Genomic DNA, 20,376 nt, shown 5'->3' with positions numbered 1-20,376 from the left:
TGCCGCCCTCCTGCGTCGGGCGACCCCTACCCTCCGCTCCGGCTCAGCTCAGCCGCTCGCTTTTCTGTCGCGCTGAGCCTCGCCACCGCTGCGGGCAGGTGCCGCCCTCCTGCGTCGGGCGACCCCTACCCTCCGCTCCGGCTCAGCTCAGCCGCTCGCTTTTCTGTCGCGCTGAGCCTCGCCACCGCTGCGGGCAGGTGCCGCCCTCCTGCGTCGGGCGACCCCTACCCTCCGCTCCGGCTCAGCTCAGCCGCTCGCTTTTCTGTCGCGCTGAGCCTCGCCACCGCTGCGGGCAGGTGCCGCCCTCCTGCGTCGGGCGACCCCTACCCTCCGCTCCGGCTCAGCTCAGCCGCTCGATGACCATCGCCATGCCCTGGCCGCCGCCCACGCACATCGTCTCCAGACCGAACTGCTTGTCGTGGAACTGGAGGCTGTTGATCAGGGTGCCGGTGATGCGGGCGCCGGTCATGCCGAAGGGGTGGCCGACGGCGATGGCGCCACCGTTGACGTTCAGCTTGTCCAGCGGGATCTCCAGGTCGCGGTAGGACGGGATGACCTGCGCCGCGAACGCCTCGTTGATCTCGAACAGGTCGATGTCGCCCACCGTCAGCCCGGCCCGCTTCAGGGCCTGCTTCGACGCCTCGACCGGACCCAGGCCCATGATCTCGGGGGAGAGGCCGGTGACACCGGTCGACACGATCCGCGCCAGCGGGGTCAGGCCCAGCTCCCGCGCCTTCGTGTCGCTCATGATGACCAGCGCCGCCGCGCCGTCGTTCAGCGGGCAGCAGTTGCCGGCCGTCACCAGGCCGTCGGGGCGGAAGACGGGCTTGAGGCCCTGGACGCCCTCCAGGGTGACGCCGGCGCGCGGGCCGTCGTCCGTCGAGACCACCGTGCCGTCCGGCGTGGTGATCGGGGTGATCTCGCGCTCCCAGAAGCCGTTCTTGATGGCGGCCTCGGCGAGGTTCTGCGAGCGGACGCCGAACTCGTCCATGTCCTGGCGGGTCACGCCCTTCAGACGGGCCAGGTTCTCGGCGGTCTGCCCCATCGCGATGTACGCGTCCGGGATCAGGCCGTCCTCGCGCGGGTCGTGCCAGGACGCGCCCTCGCTCTGCGCGACGGCGGCCGTACGGGCCTCGGCGTCCGCGAACAGCGGGTTGTGGGTGCCGGGCATGCCGTCGGAGGAGCCGTTGACCGAACGGGAGACCATCTCGACACCGGCCGAGATGAAGACGTCGCCCTCTCCCGCCTTGATGGCGTGCAGGGCCATCCTGGAGGTCTGGAGCGAAGAGGAGCAGTAGCGGGTGATCGTGGCGCCCGGCAGGAAGTCCATGCCCATCTGGACCGCGACGATACGGGCCAGGTTGTGCCCCTGCTCACCGCCCGGCAGGCCACAGCCGAGCATCAGGTCGTCGATGTCGCGCGGGTCGAGCTCCGGGACCTTGGCGAGGGCGGCCTGCACGATCGTGGCGGTCAGGTCGTCCGGACGGACGTCCTTCAGGGACCCCTTGAAGGCGCGCCCGATGGGAGAGCGGGCGGTGGAAACGATGACGGCTTCGGGCATCGGGACTCCAAGGGGTGCGTCGTTGCGGGACCGCATGCGAAGTTACCGCCCCGTACCGTCGAGGTCACCGGCCTGGGCATGTGATGCCGGTCGCTCCTGCGGACGTGCCTCAGGCCGATTCCGGCAGGGCGGCCGGAGCGTTCGTGGCCGGTTCGGAGACCTCCTCGGCCGGAACCCGACGCCTGCGGCGGTGCTTGAGCAGCGCCCAGGGTCCACGGGCGCCCGTGACCTCCGTACCCGCCTCGCCGGCGGCGGCCGACGCGGCCTTGGCCACCGGGAGCATGTCCTCGTCCCGGGAGACGTCCAGGCGGTCCGACTCGGGCCACACGCCCACCGCCGCGCACAGCGTCGGGAGCACCGCCATGGCGGCGGTCGCGTAGCCCTCCGCCGACGGGTGGTAGGAGTCGGGGCCGAACATCTCGCGGGGGTTGGCGGCGAACTCGGGGCCCAGCAGGTCCCCCATCGAAATCGTACGTCCGCCCTGCGCGACCACGCCGATGGTCTGCGCGGCGGCCAGCTGCCGCGACACGCGCCGGGCCATCCACCGCAGCGGCTGGTACACCGGCTCGATCGTGCCCAGGTCCGGGCAGGTGCCGACCACGACCTCCGAGCCCGCGAGCCGCAGGCGCCGGACGGCCGCCGTCAGGAGGCGGACCGACTGGGTGAGCGGCATGCGGCGCGTCACGTCGTTCGCCCCGATCATGATCACGCACACGTCAGGGGGCGGGGCGTCCCCGTCCAGGAGCAGCCCGACCTGCCGGTCCAGGTCGTCGGACATCGCGCCCGACAGGGCGACGTTGCGCAGCTCCACCGGCCGCTCCGCGACCGCCGCCAGCCCGGAGGCCAGCAGCGCGCCCGGGGTCTGGCGGGCCCGCCGTACGCCCAGGCCGGCCGCCGTGGAGTCGCCCAGCATGCCCATGCGCAGCGGGCCCGGACTCAGTTCCGGCCCGCCGAACTCGCTCCCGTAGAGCCCGTCCGCGCGCGGCGGGTCGGGCAGGCCGTTGCCGACCGTGCGCTTCGCGAACTGCACCTCCGCGAGCACCAGTCCGACCGTGGCCACGCCGACCAGTCCGAGTCCGCCTCCGCCGTACGCTGCCCCCGCCGCGATCCGGCGGGCCGTTCTCGCCCTGGACACCCTTCAGGCCACCTCGCTTCCCTGTCTGGCGTTGTTGACCTACCTGCCCCGTACGGCCGGTCGGTCAATCTCTTTCCGCATACTCTGGCCCGACCTCCCGGAGAACCCGTGGAGTCCCCTCCTTGGAGAACATGGTGCAATTCCACGACTCGATGATCAGCCTCGTCGGCAACACCCCGCTGGTGAAGCTCAACCGTGTGACCGAAGGCCTTCAGGCCACCGTTCTGGCGAAGGTCGAGTACTTCAACCCCGGCGGCTCCGTGAAGGACCGGATCGCCGTCCGGATGATCGAGGCCGCCGAGCAGAGCGGTGCCCTCAGGCCCGGTGGCACCATCGTGGAGCCGACCAGCGGCAATACCGGCGTAGGACTCGCCATCGTGGCCCAGCAGAAGGGCTACAAGTGCATCTTCGTCTGCCCTGACAAGGTGTCCCTGGACAAGATCAACGTGCTGCGCGCCTACGGCGCCGAGGTCGTCGTCTGCCCGACCGCCGTCGACCCCGAGCACCCGGACTCGTACTACAACGTCTCCGACCGCCTCGTGCGCGAGACGCCGGGCGCCTGGAAGCCCGACCAGTACAGCAACCCGAACAACCCCCGTTCGCACTACGAGACGACCGGTCCCGAGCTGTGGGAACAGACTGAGGGGAAGATCACTCACTTCGTCGCGGGCGTCGGCACGGGCGGCACGATCTCCGGTACCGGCAACTACCTGAAGGAGGTCTCCGGCGGCAAGGTCAAGGTCATCGGCGCCGACCCCGAGGGCTCCGTGTACTCCGGCGGCTCCGGTCGCCCGTACCTCGTCGAGGGCGTCGGCGAGGACTTCTGGCCGACCGCCTACGACCCGAACGTGACCGACGAGATCATCGCGGTGTCCGACAAGGACTCCTTCCAGATGACCCGCCGCCTCGCCAAGGAGGAGGGCCTGCTCGTCGGCGGGTCCTGCGGCATGGCGGTCGTCGCCGCGCTGCGCGCCGCCGAGGGCCTCGGCCCCGACGACGTGGTCGTCGTGCTGCTGCCGGACAGCGGTCGCGGCTACCTCAGCAAGATCTTCAGCGACGAGTGGATGGCCGGTCACGGCTTCCTGGAGGAGGCCGGCCCCGCCGCGCGCATCGGCGACGTCCTCGCCGACAAGGAGGGCGGTATCCCCTCGCTGGTGCACATGCACCCCGAGGAGACCGTCGGCCAGGCCATCGAGGTGCTGCGCGAGTACGCCGTCTCGCAGATGCCGATCGTCAAGCCGGGCGCCGGCCACCCCGACGTCATGGCCGCCGAGGTCATCGGCTCCGTGGTCGAGAAGGAACTGCTCGCGGCGCTCTTCGCGCAGCGGGCTTCCCTCGGAGACCCGCTGGAGAAGCACATGAGCCCGCCGCTGCCGCAGGTCGGCTCCGGTGAGCCGGTGTCGGAGCTGATGGGCGTCCTCGGCGAGGCCGACGCCGCGATCGTGCTGGTCGAGGGCAAGCCGACCGGTGTGGTCAGCCGGCAGGACCTGCTGGCGTTCCTCGCCAAGGGCGCGAAGTAGCCACCACGCGTCACGGTGCGCGCCGGCCGGAACGCCGCGGTTGATTCGCGTCGCGCAAACGGTACGGAGCCGACATGTGGTGGCAGCACCGGCTTAACACGGCCGGGGCACAGTGGTGGATGTCGGCGGGGACCCCGGGGAACCGGGGCCGCCTCGGCCGGCGCCACCTACGGCGCTTGCGTACCTCCGGAGCGGCTCCCGGAGCGCGCGGACGTCATGGACGCGGACGGCCCTGACCCGGCCCGTGTCCCGCGCGGGGACCGTCGTCGTCCCGGCCCCCGGCCTTGCCGGGGGTGCCGACGGTCCCCGCGCCACTTCCTCGACGCGGGTGGATCGACCCGGGTGGATCGACCCGGTGGATCGACACCGGCGTCGGGCGGGTCACTCCCCGGTGCGGCGGCGCAGCCGGCCGGTGTGGGCGAGGTTGACGCCGACGATGCCCGCCCAGGCGACCAGGAGGCCGCCGAAGCCCGCCTGCGCGGCGCCGATGGCGGAGAGCGGGATCGCCAGGACCAGCGTCACGACCGCGAAGCCGAAGCGCTCGGCGAGGCCGCCCTCGGCCGTCCAGGACGGGGCCGCGCCGCCCCGGGCGGACAGCAGGCGCTCCTCGGCGAGCCGGCGGCGTACCTGGGAGTCGACCTTCTCCACGAACGACTCCACCAACGCGGGCTCGTACTCCGGCCCCAGCTCGCGCCGGGCCTCCAGCGTCGCGGCGAGTTCCTTCTTCAGGTCCTGGACCTGCGGCGAGTCGGCTGTCATGCCCCCACAGTAGGAACGGCCGCGGCGCCGGGCACTGGGGTTAGCACCCGTATCGGCGAACCGTGCAGGTACTACGTACGCCGTACTGCGTACGCTGCACTACGTACGTCGTACGTCGTGTCGCGCGTCCGGATCACGGGCGTGGCTTGCCCAGCTGCATAACCACATGCAGAGTGCACCGTGAGTGAATATCGCACCGGGGACGGACGGGACGGATGGGGACGGCCATGAACGACAGCCCGGCCGCGCGGCTGCAGAAGCTGTTCGAGGGGCACCGGCTGACGCCGACCCAGCGGCGGATCGCGCACTGCATGGTGCGCGGCGCCGCCGAGGTGCCGTTCCTGTCCAGCGTGGAACTCGCCGAGCTGGCCGGGGTGAGCCAGCCGTCGGTGACCCGCTTCGCGGTGGCCCTCGGCTTCGACGGATACCCGGCGCTGCGCCGCCACCTGCGCGAGGTGGCGCCCGCCGGGCGGCCGGAACCGGTGCGCGAGGAGGCGTACAACGAGTACCAGCAGGCCGTCCAGGGCGAGATCGAGAACCTGCGTCGGCTGTCGGCGATGCTCGCCGACCCGACGCCGGTCGAGGAGGCCGGCCGGCTCATCGCCGGGTCCGCGCCGCTGCCGGTGCTGGGGCTGCGGGCGGCGTCCTCCCAGGCGCGTGGCTTCGCCTACTTCGCGGCGAAGGTGCATCCGGACGTACGGCTCCTCGACGAGGGCGGCTCCATGCTCGCCGACCGCATCGACGCGGCCGTCGGCGCCGGCGCCTCGGCGCTGCTCTGCTTCGCGCTGCCCCGTCACCCCCGCGAGGTCGTGGAGGCGCTGGAGCACGCGCGGGCGGCCGGGCTGACAGTGGTGACCGTCGCCGATTCGGCCTTCGCGCCCGTCGCCCGGCACTCGGACCTGCTGATCCCGGCGCCCGTCGGTACCGGCCTGGCCTTCGACACCGCGTGCGCGCCGATGCTGCTGGGTCGCGTGCTGCTGGAGGCCATGGCGGACGCGCTGCCGGACGCCCAGGCCCGCCTGGAGGCCTTCGACACCCGGGCGGCGGCGCGCGGGCTCTTCGTGGAGTAGCCCGACGGAGCAGCCCGAACGGCTACGCCAGCAGCGCGTCCCCGAGCGCGCCGCCCGCCTCGTCCACGAGCGCGGCGAGGGACTGCGCGGGGCGGGCCAGGGCGAAGCCGACGCCGTGCGGCGCGCCGGTGGTGAACCCGTACACGGCCGGGCGGAGCAGGCTGTTGTAGCCGTAGTGGGCCGTGAAGAAGTACGCGCCCGTGTCCGGGAGGGCGATGACGTCACCCGGCGCCAGCTCCGGCAGCTGCCGGGCGGTCGCGAGCAGGTCACCGGCGAAGCAGGCCGGGCCCGCGACGTCCTGCACCAGCGGGGGCCCGGTCTTCGGGGCGCCCTTGGCGTCGTACGGAAGCACGCGCAGCGGCCAGGCCTGCGGGGCGTACACGGTGCGCGTGGCCAGCTGCACGCCGGCGTGGGTCACGGCGATGGGACGGCCCCCCGTCACCTTCGTGTACTCGACGCGGGCGAGCACCGTGCCGTGCTTGGCCAGCAGCGACCGGCCGAACTCCGTGACCAGGCCGTACGAGCCGTCGAACAGCGTCGGCACCGCCTCGCGCAGGGCCCGCGCGTACTCCTCGTAGGTCGGGGTGGTGGCGTCGGAGGCGAAGTTGACGGGCAGGCCGCCGCCGATGTCCAGCGTGTCGACCTGGCGGCGGCCGGCCGCCGCGTTGATCTCCTCGGCCAGCGCGTGCAGTTCCCTTACCCCCGCCGCGATCAGCGGCAGCGGCACGCCCTGCGAGCCCGAGTGGACGTGCAGCCGCGTCAACCACGGACGGCGTACGTAGTTCCGTACGAGCCATTCGCGGGCGCCGGGGTCGCGCAGCGCGATGCCGAACTTGGAGGTGGCGGTCGCGGTCGACAGGGCGTCGATGGTGCCCGCGCCCGTCTGGGGGTTGATCCGTACGCCGATCGGGGAGGCCGTGGGGGCCGCCGCGACCAGGGCGTCGAGTCGCTCCAGCTCCTGGCGGTTGTCGACGTTGACGGCGATGCCCAGCGCCAGCGCCTCGCGCAGCTCGGCCTGCGTCTTCGCGGGGGAGTCCAGCACCGTCCGCTCCGCCGGTACCCCGGCGGCGCGGGCGAGGGCCAGCTCGCCGGGGCCGGCGACCTCGCAGCCGAGTCCCGAGGCGGCGAGCAGCCGCAGGACGGGAACCAGCGGGGCGGCCTTCACCGCGAAGGCGTGCAGCACCGGGGTGCCGGGCGCCAGGTGCGCCGCGAAGGCGCCGGTCAGGGCGGCGGCGGAGGCCCGGATGCCGGCCACGTCGAGCAGGCAGACCACCGGCTCGACGTCCAGCAGGCCCCGCTCCACGGCGGCCCGTACGGCCCGATCGCGGCGCGCACCGGCGCCGGCATCGGCGGCAGCGGCGTCGGCGGCCCCGGTGAAGGCATGGGGATCGTGCGCGTCCGTCACGTGTGCGTGCGTCTCGGAGGCCATGTCCGCATCCCATCATCCGGCGGACCCGCCCGCAGCTGTTGACTGGATCTATTCATCCAGAGAGGATGTGAATGGATTGACCAACATCGGAGGAGGCACCCGCCATGTCAGGACCCCGCCCCGTACGGGCCGCGCGAGGCACCGAGCTCAGCACCCTGGGATGGCAGCAGGAGGCCGCCCTGCGCATGCTGCAGAACAACCTCGACCCCGAGGTCGCGGAGCACCCCGACAAGCTCGTCGTCTACGGCGGCACGGGCAAGGCCGCCCGCGACTGGCGCTCGTACGACGCCATGGTCCGCACCCTGCGCACCCTCAAGCAGGACGAGACGATGCTCGTCCAGTCCGGTCGCCCGGTCGGCGTGATGCAGACGCACGAGTGGGCGCCGCGCGTCCTGCTCGCCAACTCCAACCTGGTCGGCGACTGGGCCAACTGGGAGGAGTTCCGCCGCCTGGAGCACCTCGGCCTGACCATGTACGGCCAGATGACGGCCGGCTCCTGGATCTACATCGGCACCCAGGGCATCCTCCAGGGCACCTACGAGACGTTCGCCGCCGTCGCCGCCAAGAAGTTTGGCGGCACCCTCGCCGGCACCATCACCCTCACCGCCGGCCTCGGCGGCATGGGCGGCGCCCAGCCGCTGGCCGTGACGATGAACGACGGCGTCGCCATCTGCATCGACGTCGACCCGCGCGCCATCGAGCGCCGCATCGAGCACCGCTACCTGGACGTCAAGGCCGACAACCTGCGGCACGCGCTCCAACTGGCCGTCGAGGCCCGCGACGCCCGCAAGCCCCTGTCCATCGGCCTCCTCGGCAACGCCGCCGAACTCCTCCCGCAGATGCTCGCGGAAGGCGCCCCGATCGACATCGTGACGGACCAGACCTCCGCCCACGACCCGCTGGCGTACCTGCCCATCGGCATCGACTTCGACGACATGGCCGACGCCGCCGCCAAGGACCCGGCCGGTTTCACCACCCGCGCCCGCGAGTCGATGGCCAAGCACGTCGAGGCCATGGTCGGCTTCATGGACGCGGGCGCCGAGGTCTTCGACTACGGCAACTCCATCCGCGGCGAGGCCCAGCTGGCCGGCTACGACCGCGCCTTCGCCTTCCCCGGCTTCGTCCCCGCCTACATCCGCCCCCTCTTCTGCGAGGGCAAGGGCCCCTTCCGCTGGGCCGCCCTGTCCGGCGAGGCCTCGGACATCGCCAAGACCGACAAGGCGATGCTCGAACTCTTCCCCGAGGCTGAGTCCGCTCACAACGCGTCCTTGCACCGCTGGATCAAGATGGCCGGCGAGCGCGTCCACTTCCAGGGCCTGCCCGCGCGCATCTGCTGGCTCGGCTACGGCGAGCGCGACAAGGCCGGCGAGCGCTTCAACGAGATGGTCGCGGACGGCACCCTCGCCGCGCCCCTCGCCATCGGCCGCGACCACCTCGACTGCGGCTCGGTGGCCTCCCCGTACCGCGAGACCGAGGCCATGCTCGACGGCTCCGACGCGATCGCCGACTGGCCGCTGCTCAACGCCATGGTCAACGTGGCCTCCGGTGCCTCCTGGGTCTCCATCCACCACGGCGGCGGCGTCGGCATGGGCCGCTCCATCCACGCGGGCCAGGTCACGGTCGCCGACGGCACGAAGCTCGCCGGCGAGAAGATCCGTCGCGTCCTGACCAACGACCCCGGCATGGGCGTCATCCGTCACGTCGACGCCGGCTACGACATCGCCGAGACCGTCGCCGACGAGCGCGGCGTCCGCGTCCCGATGCGCGAGGGTGACTCCGCGTGAGCCCCTCCCACGAGGCCGTCCCCGCCCCCGGCGCCCCCTCCGGGGCCCCGGGGGCGGGGTCCCCCGCCGGCCCGGCACGCTCGGGCTTCCACAGCATGTGGAACGAACTCGCCCCCATCGGCCGCGACAGCGGCAGCGGCGGCTACCGCCGCTACGCCTGGACCGGCGCCGACGCCGACTGCCGCGCCTGGTTCCGGGCGCAGGCCGAGTCGCGCGGCCTGACGTACGAGATCGACCGCAACGGCAACCAGTGGGCCTGGCTCGGCGACCCCCTCGCCGGGGACGCCGTCGTCACCGGCTCGCACCTGGACTCCGTCCCCGACGGCGGCGCCTTCGACGGCCCCCTCGGCGTGGTCTCCTCCTTCGCCGCCCTGGACGAACTGCGCGCCCGCGGCGCGACCCCCACCCGTCCCCTCGCCATCACCAACTTCGGCGACGAGGAAGGCGCCCGCTTCGGCCTGGCCTGCGTCGGCTCCCGGCTCGCCGCCGGACAGCTGAGCAAGGAGAAGGCGTACGAACTGCGCGACGGCGACGGCGTGCGCCTGCCCGAGGCGATGGAACGCGCCGGCTACGACCCCGACGCGATCGGGCCCGACCCAGAACGCCTCGCCCGCATCGGTGCCTTCGTCGAGCTGCACGTCGAACAGGGCCGCGCCCTCGACCTGTCCGGGGACCGCGTCGGCATCGCCTCCGCGATCTGGCCGCACGGCCGCTGGCGCTTCGACTTCCACGGCGAGGCCAACCACGCCGGCACCACCCGTCTCGTGGACCGCCGCGACCCGATGCTGACGTACGCGCAGACGGTGCTGGCCGCCCGACGCGAGGCCGCCCTCGCCGGGGCCGTCGCCACCTTCGGGAAGATCGCCGTCGAACCCAACGGCGTCAACGCCATCCCCTCCCTCGTGCGCGGCTGGCTCGACTCCCGCGCCGCCGACCAGGCCACCCTCGACACGGTCGTCACCGCCATCGAGAAGGCCGCCCGCGAACAGGCCGACCGGGACGGCATCGACCTCGCCGTCGTCCGCGAGTCGTTCACCCCCGTCGTGGAGTTCGAGCACGCCCTGCGCGACGAGCTGAACCGCATCCTCGGCGGGGCCGTCCCGGTGCTCGGCACCGGAGCGGGACACGACGCCGGAATCCTCTCCGCGGCCGTCCCGACCGCGATGCTGTTCGTACGCAACCCCACGGGCGTCTCCCACTCCCCGAGGGAGTTCGCCGCCGAGGACGACTGCGTGGCCGGCGTCCTCGCGCTCGCCGACGTACTGGAAGGACTCGCGTGCCGCTGACCACGTACTGGCTGGAGCACGCCTGGCTCGCCGCCCACGTCGAGCCGGGCGTCGCCCTGGACGTTTCCGCCGACGGCCGGATCGCCGCCCTGCGCGCCGGCGTCGAGACCCCGCCGCCGGGGGCCGAGGTGCTGCGCGGCCTGACCGTCCCGGGTCTGGCCAACGCGCACTCGCACGCCTTCCACCGGGCGCTTCGGTCGCTGGTGCAGGTGGGCTCGGGAACCTTCTGGACCTGGCGCGAGTTCATGTACCAGGTGGCCCAGAACCTCACCCCCGACACGTACTTCGCGCTGGCCCGCGCGGTGTACGCGGAGATGGCGCTGGCCGGCGTCACCAACGTCGGCGAGTTCCACTACGTCCACCACGCGCCCGGCGGCGCCCCGTACGCCGACCCCAACGCGATGGGCGAGGCCCTCATCGAGGCGGCCGCCGCCGCGGGCATCCGGATCACCCTCCTGGACACCGCCTACCTCGCCGCCGGCTTCGGCGAGGCCCCCAACCCGCACCAGCTGCGCTTCTCCGACGGCAGCGCGGACGCCTGGGCGGAGCGGGTGAGCGGCCTCAAGCCGCGCGAGCACGCCCTGATCGGCGCGGCGATCCACTCCGTGCGCGCCGTACCGGCCGGGCAGCTGGCCACCGTCGCCCGCTGGGCCGAGGAGCGGCGGGCGCCCCTGCACGTGCACCTCTCGGAGCAGACCGCCGAGAACGAGGCCTGCCAGGCCGCGCACGGGCGGACGCCGACGCAGCTCCTCGCTGACCACGGGGTGCTCGGCCCGCGCACGACGGGCGTCCACAACACGCACCTCACCGACGTCGACATCGCGCTGCTCGGCGGCAGCGCCACCGGCACCTGCATGTGCCCGACCACCGAACGCGACCTCGCCGACGGCATCGGCCCGGCGGGCCGGCTCCAGCGCGCGGGCAGCCCGCTGTCCCTGGGCAGCGACAGCCACGCGGTGATCGACCTGCTGGAGGAGGCCCGCGCGATGGAGCTGAACGAGCGGCTGCGCAGCCACACGCGGGGGCACTGGACGGCGAACGCGCTGCTGACGGCCGCCACCGCCGACGGTCACGCGGCCCTCGGCCGCCCCGACGCGGGGCGCCTGGAGGCGGGCGCGCTCGCGGACTTCACCACCATCGCGTTGGACTCCGTCCGCACGGCGGGGCCGCTGCCGCGCCTCGGCGCCGAGACGGCCGTCTTCGCGGCGACGGCCGCCGATGTCCGCCACACGGTGGTCGCCGGCCGCCACATCGTCCGCGACGGCGCCCACACCCTGGTCCCGGACGTCCCGTCCGCCCTGTCCGCATCCATCGCAGCCGTCCGAGGCTGACGCTTTTCGGTCCCACCCCTTGAAAAAATCAGCCCCTGAAAGAATCAGCCCCGCCGGCGTTTGAGGTGCGGGGGTCCGGGGGCTAGGCCGTGTCTTGTGGATCATGCCGGGCTCGCGACGCCCGGTGCCTGATCCGGCCTGATCCACAAGACAGACCCAGGCCCCCGGCTTCGAACCCGAACGGAACCCATGACCACCACCCTCGTCACCAACATCGGCAGCCTCGTCACCAACGACCCCGCCACCGGCGACGGCAGCCCCCTCGGGCTGGTCCGGGACGCCGCCGTCGTCATCGACGGCGAGTCCATCGCCTGGGTCGGCCCCGCCGACCACGCCCCCGCCGCCGACACCGCGTTCGACGCGAACGGCCGCGCCCTCATCCCGGGCTTCGTCGACTCCCACTCCCACCTCGTCTTCGCCGGCGACCGCACCGCCGAGTTCAACGCCCGCATGTCCGGCCGCTCCTACTCCGCCGGAGGCATCCGCACCACCGTCGCCGCCACCCGCGCCGCCTCCGACGCCGAACTCGAAGCCAACCTGCTGCGCCACCTCGACGAGGCCCGCCGCCAGGGCACCACCACCTTCGAGACCAAGTCCGGCTACGGCCTCACCGTCGCGGACGAGGCCCGCGCCCTGCGCATCGCCGCCGCGCACACCGAGGAGGTCACCTACCTCGGCGCGCACATCGTCTCCCCGGACTACGCCGACGACCCGGCCGGCTACGTCGCCCTCGTCACCGGCGAGATGCTGGAGGCCTGCGCCCCGTACGCCCGCTGGGTCGACGTCTTCTGTGAGAAGGGTGCCTTCGACGGCGACCAGGCCCGCGCGATCCTCACCGCCGGCGCCGCCGCCGGGCTGATCCCGCGCGTCCACGCCAACCAGCTCTCGTACGGGCCCGGCGTGCAGCTCGCCGTGGAGCTCCGGGCGGCCTCCGCCGACCACTGCACCCACCTCACCGACGCCGACGTCGACGCCCTCGCCCAGGCCTCCGCGACCACCGTCGCCACCCTGCTGCCCGGCGCCGAGTTCTCCACCCGCGCGCAGTGGCCCGACGCCCGCCGGCTGCTCGACGCGGGCGTCACCGTCGCGCTGTCGACGGACTGCAACCCCGGTTCCTCGTATACGAGTTCCATGCCGTTCTGCATCGCGCTCGCCGTCCGCGACATGCGCATGACCCCCGACGAGGCCCTGTGGTCGGCCACCGCCGGCGGCGCCCGCGCGCTGCGCCGCGAGGACATCGGCCGGATCGTGCCCGGCGCCCGCGCCGACCTCGCGCTGCTGGAGGCCCCGAGCCACGTGCACCTCGCGTACCGGCCGGGCGTCCCGCTGGTCTCCGCCGTCTGGCAGCGCGGCGTGCGCGCCGCCTGACCGCCGCGCCGGACCCGCCGCCTGACGCCTGCCGACCGTTCCGGGGTGGCCGAGACGCCCCGGAACGGCCGGAAACCGTACGTCCGAAAGGCCGTTGATCCGGACTGTCCTTTGTCTTCCCTCCGTAAGGCCCCCGGCGTACCTTGAGCCACCATCTGATGTGTCGTCAGTAACTTGTGGCCCGAGGGGAAGACGAAGGTGTCCGACCGGAAACGCTCCACCGTGCTCGCGTCGGCCGGCGCGTCGGCCGTCGTGGCCGTCGTGGCCGTCCTGCTCGCCGCCCCCGCGGCCCACGCCGACGTGGTCGACGTCGCGTACAACTGCCAGACCCCCATCGGGGACAAGTCGGCGGTCTCGCCCATCGACATCAAGGCCGTCAAGGAGGGCGACGGCTACAAGCTCACGATGTCCTTCCAGAAGGGCGTCTCCTCCAGCCCCATCGAGCTGGGCAAGGGCGCGATGAGCCCCAGCGCCGTGATCATGACCGACGGCGCCGAGAAGGTCTCCGTACCGGTCTCCGGACCGCCCAACCCCGAGGCCGCGCCCGCCAACACCCCCATCAAGATCACCGACCTGTCGGGCACCTACACCCCGAAGAAGAGCGGCAAGGTCACCTTCACCGCCGGCGTCCTCACCATCAAGGCCATGGGGACCACCACCACCTGCACCTCCTCCAACAACCCCGCCCCCTCCCTCGAACTGGAGGTCACGGCAGCCGGCGGCGGCCAGGAGGCGCCCCCGCCCGGCGGTGGAGCCGGCGGCGACACCCTCCCGCAGACCGGCCCCGCCGACTCCGCCCTCGCCCTCGGCACCCTCGGCGCCACCGTGCTGCTCTCCGGCGCCGCCGGAATGCTGTGGCTCACCCGGCGCGGCCGACGGGCCGAGCGGACACCGTCCTGAACGGAGCGGCCCCGGACATGCCCCTGCTCCCCGCCCTCCACCGGATCGGCGCCCCGCTCCTGACCGCCGCCCCGCTCCTGTCCGCCGTCCTCCTCCTCGGCGCACCGCCGGCCGCCGCCGCCGACGACCCGGGCTGGAGCGCCGAACCCGCCGCCGGCCGACCCGGAGCGCCCGCCCGCCCGTACTTCTACCTCGCGGGCACCGCCGGCACCGTGCTGGAGGACCGCCTCGCCCTCACCAACACCAGCGACCGGGAACGCGTCGTCACCCTGCGCGGGGCCGACGCCCACAACCGCCCGGACGGCGCCCTCGCCGTGAGCGCGGACGGGGCGGCCGGCGAAGCCGGCTCGTGGCTGAGTTTCGGGCCCGACGCCACCGTGCGGATCCCGCCCCGCACCCGCGCCGTGGTCCCGTTCACCGTCAGCGTGCCGCCCGCCTCCGCGCCCGGCGACCACCCCGCCGCCGTGGTCGCCACCGAGGCCGGCCGCGAGGTCGCCGTACGGGTCCACCTGCGGGTCGGCGGCCCGACGCTGGCCGCCCTCACCATCGAGGACGTCGCCGTACGCGGCGCCGGCGCCGCCACCGTCATCGCGTACACCCTCGTCAACCGGGGCAACGTCGCCCTCACCCCCGAACTCGCCCTGGACGCCGACGGCCGCCTCGGCGACCTCCCCGCCCGCGCCGCCCGCGCCCTGCCGGTCGAACTGCTGCCCGGCCGGCGCGTCGAGCTGACCGAACCCTGGCCGGACGCCCCCGCCTTCGACCGGGTCGACCTCACCCTCACCGTCACCGCCCCCGGCGCCGCCCCGGCCACCGCGACGGCCGCCGCCTGGTTCCTGCCCGGCTCCGCCGCCACCCGGACCGGCGCCGGCCTGCTCGCCCTCGGCGGGATCGGCGCGGCCGCGACGCTCCTCGTACGCCGCCGCCGGGCGCGCCGGGAACGCCCCGGACCGGAGCCGGAGACCGGCGCGGGGGTCCACGTACCGCACCACGAGCTGACAGGAGCCACCAGGTGAGCCGCAAGGCCGGCGCGCGGGCCGTACGACCCGGCGTACGACTCCTCGTCGCCGTGATGGCGTGCGCCCTCGCGCTCCTCGCCCCGGCGGCGGGCGAGGCCGTCGCCGACGAGGCCAAGCCCACGGTGACGCTCTCGCTCCAGGAGGCCGCCCAGGGCACCGAGATCACCGTCAACGGCGCCGGCTGGCGGGCGAAGACCCTGGTCATGCTGCTGCTCTGCGGCCAGAACATGATCGGCGGCACCAACAGCTGCGCCAACGCCGACGGAGCCGCCGTGGCGGTCGCCGACGGCGGGCACTTCACCGCCCGACTGGCGGTGGTGGCGCCGCCGAAGCCCTGCCCCTGCGTGGTCAACGTGACCTCCGTCAACGGGGACCAGTCCACCGTCGCCGTCCCGCTGAAGGTCGCCGGGCATCCGGTGGCCGAACTGCCCGCCGAGTCGGGGAGCGCGCGGCTCGCGATGCTCACCGGGGTCCGACTGAAGGGCGAGGACGGGGTGCTGACCTGGTTCGGGGCCCCGCCCGGCCGGAAGTTCACCGTCACCGTCGGCAACCTGGGCTCCGCCCCCGTCAAGGACCCCGTCTTCCAACTCGGCACCGCCCACGGGGTCTTCGCCCCGACCTGGGAGGAAGCCCGCTGGAAGGGCACCATCGCGCCCGGCGGCAAGGCCGAGATCGCCCTCGACGTGGCGCTTCCGGCGGGGGCGCACGGCGACTACACCGTCTCGCTCAAGTACGGGGACACCGTCGTGGCCACCCAACCCTGGGGCGTGGACCGCCCGTACGGGGTGCTGCTGTTCTGGGGCCTGCTGCTGGTGGTGATCCCGACCGCGCTGTTCCGCGTCGGCATGGCCGTCGTGGACCGGGTGCGGCCGCGCGCCGGGGCGCCCGCGGCCGGCCGGCACCGGGGAGCGAGGACCCCGGCGGACCCGCGGCCGACCGGTCGCCGGGGCGGTCCGACGGCGCCCCCCGAGACCCCCACGGCGGTCCTGCCGTGGTTCACCCCGGAAGCACCGGCCGCGCCGGCGGCACCGGAACCGGAACCGAGGACGTCCGCACCGTCCGAGAAGAGTCCGACGACGAGAGGACACTTGTGGAAACCCAACGGAGGGTGAGCGCGGCCCTGGTCGCGCTGCTGCTCGGCGGCGCGGGTATCGCCATCGGGGCCACTCCCGCCCAGGCGGCCGAGACCAGGTTCAACGTCAAGTGCGTGCCGCCGGCCGGCGGCGGCAGCCCGGTGGAGGGCGAGACCACCGCCAAGGTCAGCGCTCCGGCCACGGCGAAGGTCGGTGACGAGGTCGACGTGTCCTGGGAGACCGTCAAGCCGGCCTCGAACAACACGGACCTGATGGACATCCCGCAGGACTCCGTCCAGCCCACCGGCTGGATCACGGTGGGCGGCGGGGGCGGCGAGCTGAAGGTCGTCGGGGAGAAGAAGAACCCGCCGATCCCGAAGAAGGCGCCCATGCAGATGTCCACGATGAAGGGGAAGCTGAAGCTCACCAAGGCCGGGAAGATCACCCTGACGCCGGGCAAGTACGACGTCGCGGTGACCTTCTCCTTCGGCACCTTCGTCACCAAGTGCGCGCCGACGGGCGCCGTGGGCGTCGGCGCCACCATCGACGTGTCGGCCGGCACCAGCGGCGGCACGACGACGGGCGGCACCACGACGGGCGGCACGACAACGGGCGGCACGACAACGGGCGGCACGACCACCGGCGGCACGACGACCGGAGGCTCCACGACCGGCTCCACCACCGGCGGCAGTGGCGGTCAGACCGACTTCCCGGGCAAGGCGGTCGAGGTCGCGTACGACTGCGGCGCGGTCGTGCCCGGCGGCATCAAGACGCCGGTCACCGTCAACGCGAAGAAGAACGGCGGGGGCGGCTACGACCTCACCGTGAAGACCGCCAAGGGAGCGATGGCGGCCCCCATGGCCCTGCCCGCCGGGGCCCTCAAGCCCTCGATGGACATCAAGCTCGGCGGCGCCGACAGCGGCACGGTCAAGGTCTCCGGCCCGGCCAACGCGGAGCCCATCGCGGACAAGGCGCCGGTCAGCCTCAGCGACATGACGGGCACCTACAAGCCCGGCAAGTCGGGCAAGGTCACCCTGAGCCCCGACCAGCTGACGATCGACGTCACCATGGCCCCGGGATCCACCCCGATCGTCGTGCCGTGCAAGGCGACCAGCAGCGGGGTCTCCCTGGAACTGGACACCACCGCCCAGCCGGGCGGCTCGGGCTCCACCACCGCCGGCACCGCTGGCACCGTCGGCGGCTCCTCGTCCTCCACCTCGGGCGGCCTCGCCGAGACGGGCGCCGAGGACGACGGCGGCATCAGGGCCCTGGCCCTGGTCGCGGGCACGGTCATCCTGCTCGGCGGCGCCGTCTTCGCGTTCACCCCCTGGCGCCGCCTGCGCGGCACCCGCTGAAACCCCGTACGGCGTACTTCGTGCACCGTACGGGGTACACCGTACGGGATACGGAAACGGAACGGCCCGGCACACCTTCCGGTGTGCCGGGCCGTTCTCCGCTCGCGCGGGGTGCGTCAGTGGACGCTGCCCATGAGGGACTGGACCTTCTTGCGGTACGAGTAGACCGCGAAACCGGCCAGGACCGCGGCGGTCGCCTCGAAGGCGATCACCCACGTGCCGTTGAGGTCCACACCGCCCAGGGACAGGAGGCTGGTGGTGCAGTCACCGGCGGTGACGGCGAGGAACCAGACACCCATCATCTGGGAGGCGTACTTCTGCGGGGCCATCTTCGTGGTGACCGAGAGGCCGACCGGGGAGAGGCACAGCTCACCGATCGTCTGGATCATGTAGATCGAGACGAGCCACATCGGCGAGACCTTGGTGTCACCGGTCGCCATGCCCATCGGCACGATGAAGACGAAGAACGAGGCGCCGACCAGCACCAGACCCATCGCGAACTTCACGATGGTGTTCGGCTCCTGGTTCTTGCGCGCCAGCCACAGCCACAGCCAGGCGAAGACCGGGGCCAGGGCCATCACGAACAGCGGGTTCAGCGACTGGTACCAGGTGGCCGAGAAGTCGAAGCCGAAGACCGTGCCGGCGGTCTTGGAGTCGGCGAACAGGGACAGCGTCGAGCCACCCTGGTCGTAGATCATCCAGAAGACGGCGGCGGCGATGAAGAACCAGATGTACGCGGTCATGCGGGACTGCTCGGTGCCCGAGAGGTCCTTGTCGCGCTTGATGCGCGCCAGCACCGCGATCGGGATGATCAGACCGGCCAGCGTCAGCGGGACCAGCGCCCAGTTCAGCGTGTACATGCCGAGAGCGACGACGGCGCCGTAGAAGACGGCGATACCCGCGACCGCGAAGGCGACCTTGGTGAGGACGGCCTTGCGCTCTTCCGGCGACAGCGGGTTCGGGACCTGGCTGCTCTTCGGGCTCAGGTGCTTGGTGCCGAGCAGGAACTGCAGCAGACCCAGGCCCATGCCGGCGGCGGCGAGGGCGAAGCCCAGGTGCCAGTTGTGCTCCTTGCCGACCGTTCCGACGATGAACGGGGCGACGAAGGCACCGAGGTTGATGCCGATGTAGAAGAGGGTGAAGCCGCCGTCACGACGCGGGTCCTCGGGACCGTCGTACAGGTGGCCGACCATCGTGGAGATGTTGGCCTTCAGCAGACCCGAACCGGTCGCGACCAGGATCAGACCGACGAAGAACATCGCCTGGCCGGGAAGGGCCAACGACAGGTGACCAGCCATGATCACGAAACCGGCGATGGCGACCGTCTTGCGGGCGCCCCAGACGCGGTCACCGAACCATCCGCCCGGCATGGCCATCAGGTAGACCATCGAGACGTACACGGAGTAGATGGCCGTGGTGGTGGCCGCGGTCATCGCCAGGCCGCCTCCCTGGCTGCCCGTGGCGGCGTCGGCGCCGCCCGAGACCAGGTAGTACACGAGGAGGGCGCGCATGCCGTAGTAGGAGAAGCGCTCCCACATCTCGGTCATGAACAGAGTGGCCAGGCCACGGGGGTGGCCGAAGAAGGTCTTTTCGGCCGGGGACGCCGAGTCCTTCGTCAGGCTGGAAGCCATGGTCGATCCTTGCTTGCTCGGGACGCTCGGCTTCGTGAGCTGTTCAGCGCCCGGTGGGGGGTGGCCGGCACCGGCCCCGGATGACCCGCCCCACGCCCAGGGGCCTCGTACCCGGTATGCCGGGAGTGAAGGGTCAGCCGTAACCGGGATCCACGCTCGGCACGCGTCTTCGCGTGCAGGGCCCGGCCCACAGGTCATTCACTGTCATCTGGGTCGGCCGAAACCAACCAGAGCAGAATTTGAGGATCCTCGCTCGCTTTTCGGCATAAGGATCCCCTGGGTAGTGCATCAGGCGTCTCGCCACCATACGACACGACACTGCGGCATATGGAAGGACTTGAGAGATGGATCACAGGTCCGCCGGGAACCGATTCGTCATATTCGAAGGCAGCCATCGCCTCATAACCCCAGTTCGAGAGGGGTCTGCCGGCAAGGGTCTCCTCGCGGTCGTCGCGGACTACCATCACCCACATGACGCGTGTACTGCTCGCCGAGGACGACGCATCCATCTCGGAACCCCTGGCCCGCGCCCTGCGCCGGGAGGGTTACGAGGTCGAGGTCCGGGAGGACGGCCCCACCGCCCTGGACGCCGGACTGCAGGGCGGCGTCGACCTCGTCGTCCTGGACCTCGGACTGCCCGGCATGGACGGCCTGGAGGTGGCCCGGCGGCTGCGCGCCGAGGGCCACGGCTTCCCGATCCTGGTCCTCACCGCACGGGCCGACGAGGTCGACACGGTCGTCGGCCTGGACGCCGGCGCCGACGACTACGTGACCAAGCCCTTCCGACTCGCCGAACTTCTGGCCCGCGTACGGGCCCTCCTGCGGCGCGGCTCCGCCGACACCTCCCAGGCCCCCGCCGCCACCCACGGCGTGCGCATCGACGTCGAGTCTCACCGCGCGTGGATGGGGGAGGAGGAGCTCCAGCTCACCGCCAAGGAGTTCGACCTGCTGCGCGTCCTGGTCCGCGACGCCGGCCGCGTCGTCACCCGCGACCAGCTGATGCGCGAGGTCTGGGACACCACCTGGTGGTCCTCCACCAAGACCCTCGACATGCACATCTCCTGGCTCCGCAAGAAGCTCGGGGACGACGCCGCCAACCCCCGCTACATCGCCACCGTCCGCGGCGTCGGCTTCCGCTTCGAGAAGAGCTGAGAC

At 72.7% G+C, this 20,376-nt stretch carries 16 protein-coding genes; 11 read left to right on the top strand and 5 right to left on the bottom strand.

What is annotated here, in order from left to right; genetic code table 11:
- Window positions 1-340: 340 nt before the first annotated feature.
- Together M4D82_RS13760 and M4D82_RS13755 are read right to left on the bottom strand one after the other, a co-directional pair.
- The gene (locus tag M4D82_RS13760) at window positions 341-1,561 is read right to left on the bottom strand and encodes an acetyl-CoA C-acetyltransferase (protein WP_249766325.1); all 1,221 of its coding nucleotides are present in this window, start codon (window positions 1,559-1,561) and stop codon (window positions 341-343) included.
- Window positions 1,562-1,670: 109 nt separating this feature from the next.
- Window positions 1,671-2,696: an SGNH/GDSL hydrolase family protein gene (locus tag M4D82_RS13755; RefSeq protein WP_249766324.1), complete on the bottom strand. Its 1,026-nt coding sequence runs from the start codon at window positions 2,694-2,696 to the stop codon at window positions 1,671-1,673.
- A gap of 134 nt (window positions 2,697-2,830) precedes the next feature.
- Between M4D82_RS13755 and M4D82_RS13750 the strand changes: the two genes are divergently transcribed.
- Window positions 2,831-4,216 carry a cystathionine beta-synthase gene (locus M4D82_RS13750; protein ID WP_249771775.1) on the top strand — a complete coding sequence of 462 codons (1,386 nt, stop codon included), beginning with the start codon at window positions 2,831-2,833 and terminating at the stop codon, window positions 4,214-4,216.
- A 381-nt stretch (window positions 4,217-4,597) separates the two neighbouring features.
- Here M4D82_RS13750 and M4D82_RS13745 read toward each other — a convergent pair whose 3' ends face one another.
- Window positions 4,598-4,975, bottom strand: a complete 378-nt coding sequence (locus M4D82_RS13745) for a hypothetical protein (RefSeq protein ID WP_249766323.1) — start codon at window positions 4,973-4,975, stop codon at window positions 4,598-4,600.
- A gap of 227 nt (window positions 4,976-5,202) precedes the next feature.
- Here M4D82_RS13745 and M4D82_RS13740 point away from each other — a divergent pair, with 227 nt between their 5' ends.
- Complete coding sequence (locus tag M4D82_RS13740) at window positions 5,203-6,045, top strand: MurR/RpiR family transcriptional regulator (RefSeq protein ID WP_249766322.1); 843 nt, start codon at window positions 5,203-5,205, stop codon at window positions 6,043-6,045.
- Between the two features lie 22 nt (window positions 6,046-6,067).
- On the opposite strand, the gene M4D82_RS13735 is transcribed toward M4D82_RS13740, so the two are convergent.
- Window positions 6,068-7,474: a type III PLP-dependent enzyme domain-containing protein gene (locus M4D82_RS13735; RefSeq protein ID WP_249766321.1), complete on the bottom strand. Its 1,407-nt coding sequence runs from the start codon at window positions 7,472-7,474 to the stop codon at window positions 6,068-6,070.
- Between the two features lie 104 nt (window positions 7,475-7,578).
- Here M4D82_RS13735 and hutU point away from each other — a divergent pair, with 104 nt between their 5' ends.
- From hutU to M4D82_RS13695, 8 genes are all read left to right on the top strand, one after another.
- Window positions 7,579-9,258: a urocanate hydratase gene (hutU, locus tag M4D82_RS13730; protein WP_249766320.1), complete on the top strand. Its 1,680-nt coding sequence runs from the start codon at window positions 7,579-7,581 to the stop codon at window positions 9,256-9,258.
- A gap of 95 nt (window positions 9,259-9,353) precedes the next feature.
- Window positions 9,354-10,544 (top strand): allantoate amidohydrolase, encoded by a 1,191-nt coding sequence (locus M4D82_RS13725; protein WP_249771773.1) that lies wholly within the window; start codon window positions 9,354-9,356, stop codon window positions 10,542-10,544.
- Window positions 10,535-11,875 (top strand): formimidoylglutamate deiminase, encoded by a 1,341-nt coding sequence (locus tag M4D82_RS13720; RefSeq protein ID WP_249766319.1) that lies wholly within the window; start codon window positions 10,535-10,537, stop codon window positions 11,873-11,875. The genes M4D82_RS13725 and M4D82_RS13720 overlap by 10 nt, the downstream gene beginning before the upstream one ends.
- A gap of 189 nt (window positions 11,876-12,064) precedes the next feature.
- Entirely contained in the window at window positions 12,065-13,243 is a 1,179-nt protein-coding gene (hutI, locus tag M4D82_RS13715; protein WP_249766318.1) for an imidazolonepropionase, read from the top strand.
- Window positions 13,244-13,441: 198 nt separating this feature from the next.
- A complete protein-coding gene (locus tag M4D82_RS13710; RefSeq protein ID WP_249766317.1) occupies window positions 13,442-14,143 on the top strand; it encodes an LPXTG cell wall anchor domain-containing protein in 702 nt (233 codons plus the stop codon).
- A 17-nt stretch (window positions 14,144-14,160) separates the two neighbouring features.
- The gene (locus M4D82_RS34060; protein WP_283844474.1) at window positions 14,161-15,159 is read left to right on the top strand and encodes a COG1470 family protein; all 999 of its coding nucleotides are present in this window, start codon (window positions 14,161-14,163) and stop codon (window positions 15,157-15,159) included.
- Window positions 15,156-16,274 carry a hypothetical protein gene (locus tag M4D82_RS13700; RefSeq protein ID WP_249766316.1) on the top strand — a complete coding sequence of 373 codons (1,119 nt, stop codon included), beginning with the start codon at window positions 15,156-15,158 and terminating at the stop codon, window positions 16,272-16,274. The genes M4D82_RS34060 and M4D82_RS13700 overlap by 4 nt, the downstream gene beginning before the upstream one ends.
- Window positions 16,271-17,590 (top strand): hypothetical protein, encoded by a 1,320-nt coding sequence (locus tag M4D82_RS13695; protein ID WP_249766315.1) that lies wholly within the window; start codon window positions 16,271-16,273, stop codon window positions 17,588-17,590. Before M4D82_RS13700 ends, M4D82_RS13695 begins: the two co-directional genes overlap by 4 nt.
- A 116-nt stretch (window positions 17,591-17,706) precedes the next feature.
- Here M4D82_RS13695 and M4D82_RS13690 read toward each other — a convergent pair whose 3' ends face one another.
- Complete coding sequence (locus M4D82_RS13690; protein WP_249766314.1) at window positions 17,707-19,221, bottom strand: peptide MFS transporter; 1,515 nt, start codon at window positions 19,219-19,221, stop codon at window positions 17,707-17,709.
- A gap of 471 nt (window positions 19,222-19,692) precedes the next feature.
- Here M4D82_RS13690 and M4D82_RS13685 point away from each other — a divergent pair, with 471 nt between their 5' ends.
- On the top strand, window positions 19,693-20,373 hold the full coding sequence (locus tag M4D82_RS13685; RefSeq protein WP_249766313.1) for a response regulator transcription factor: 681 nt from the start codon (window positions 19,693-19,695) through the stop codon (window positions 20,371-20,373).
- Window positions 20,374-20,376 lie beyond the last annotated feature (3 nt).

Origin of the sequence: Streptomyces sp. RerS4, from assembly GCF_023515955.1 — a bacterium.
Lineage (GTDB): Bacteria > Actinomycetota > Actinomycetes > Streptomycetales > Streptomycetaceae > Streptomyces.
This window is presented reverse-complemented; position numbering and strand designations above follow the sequence as displayed.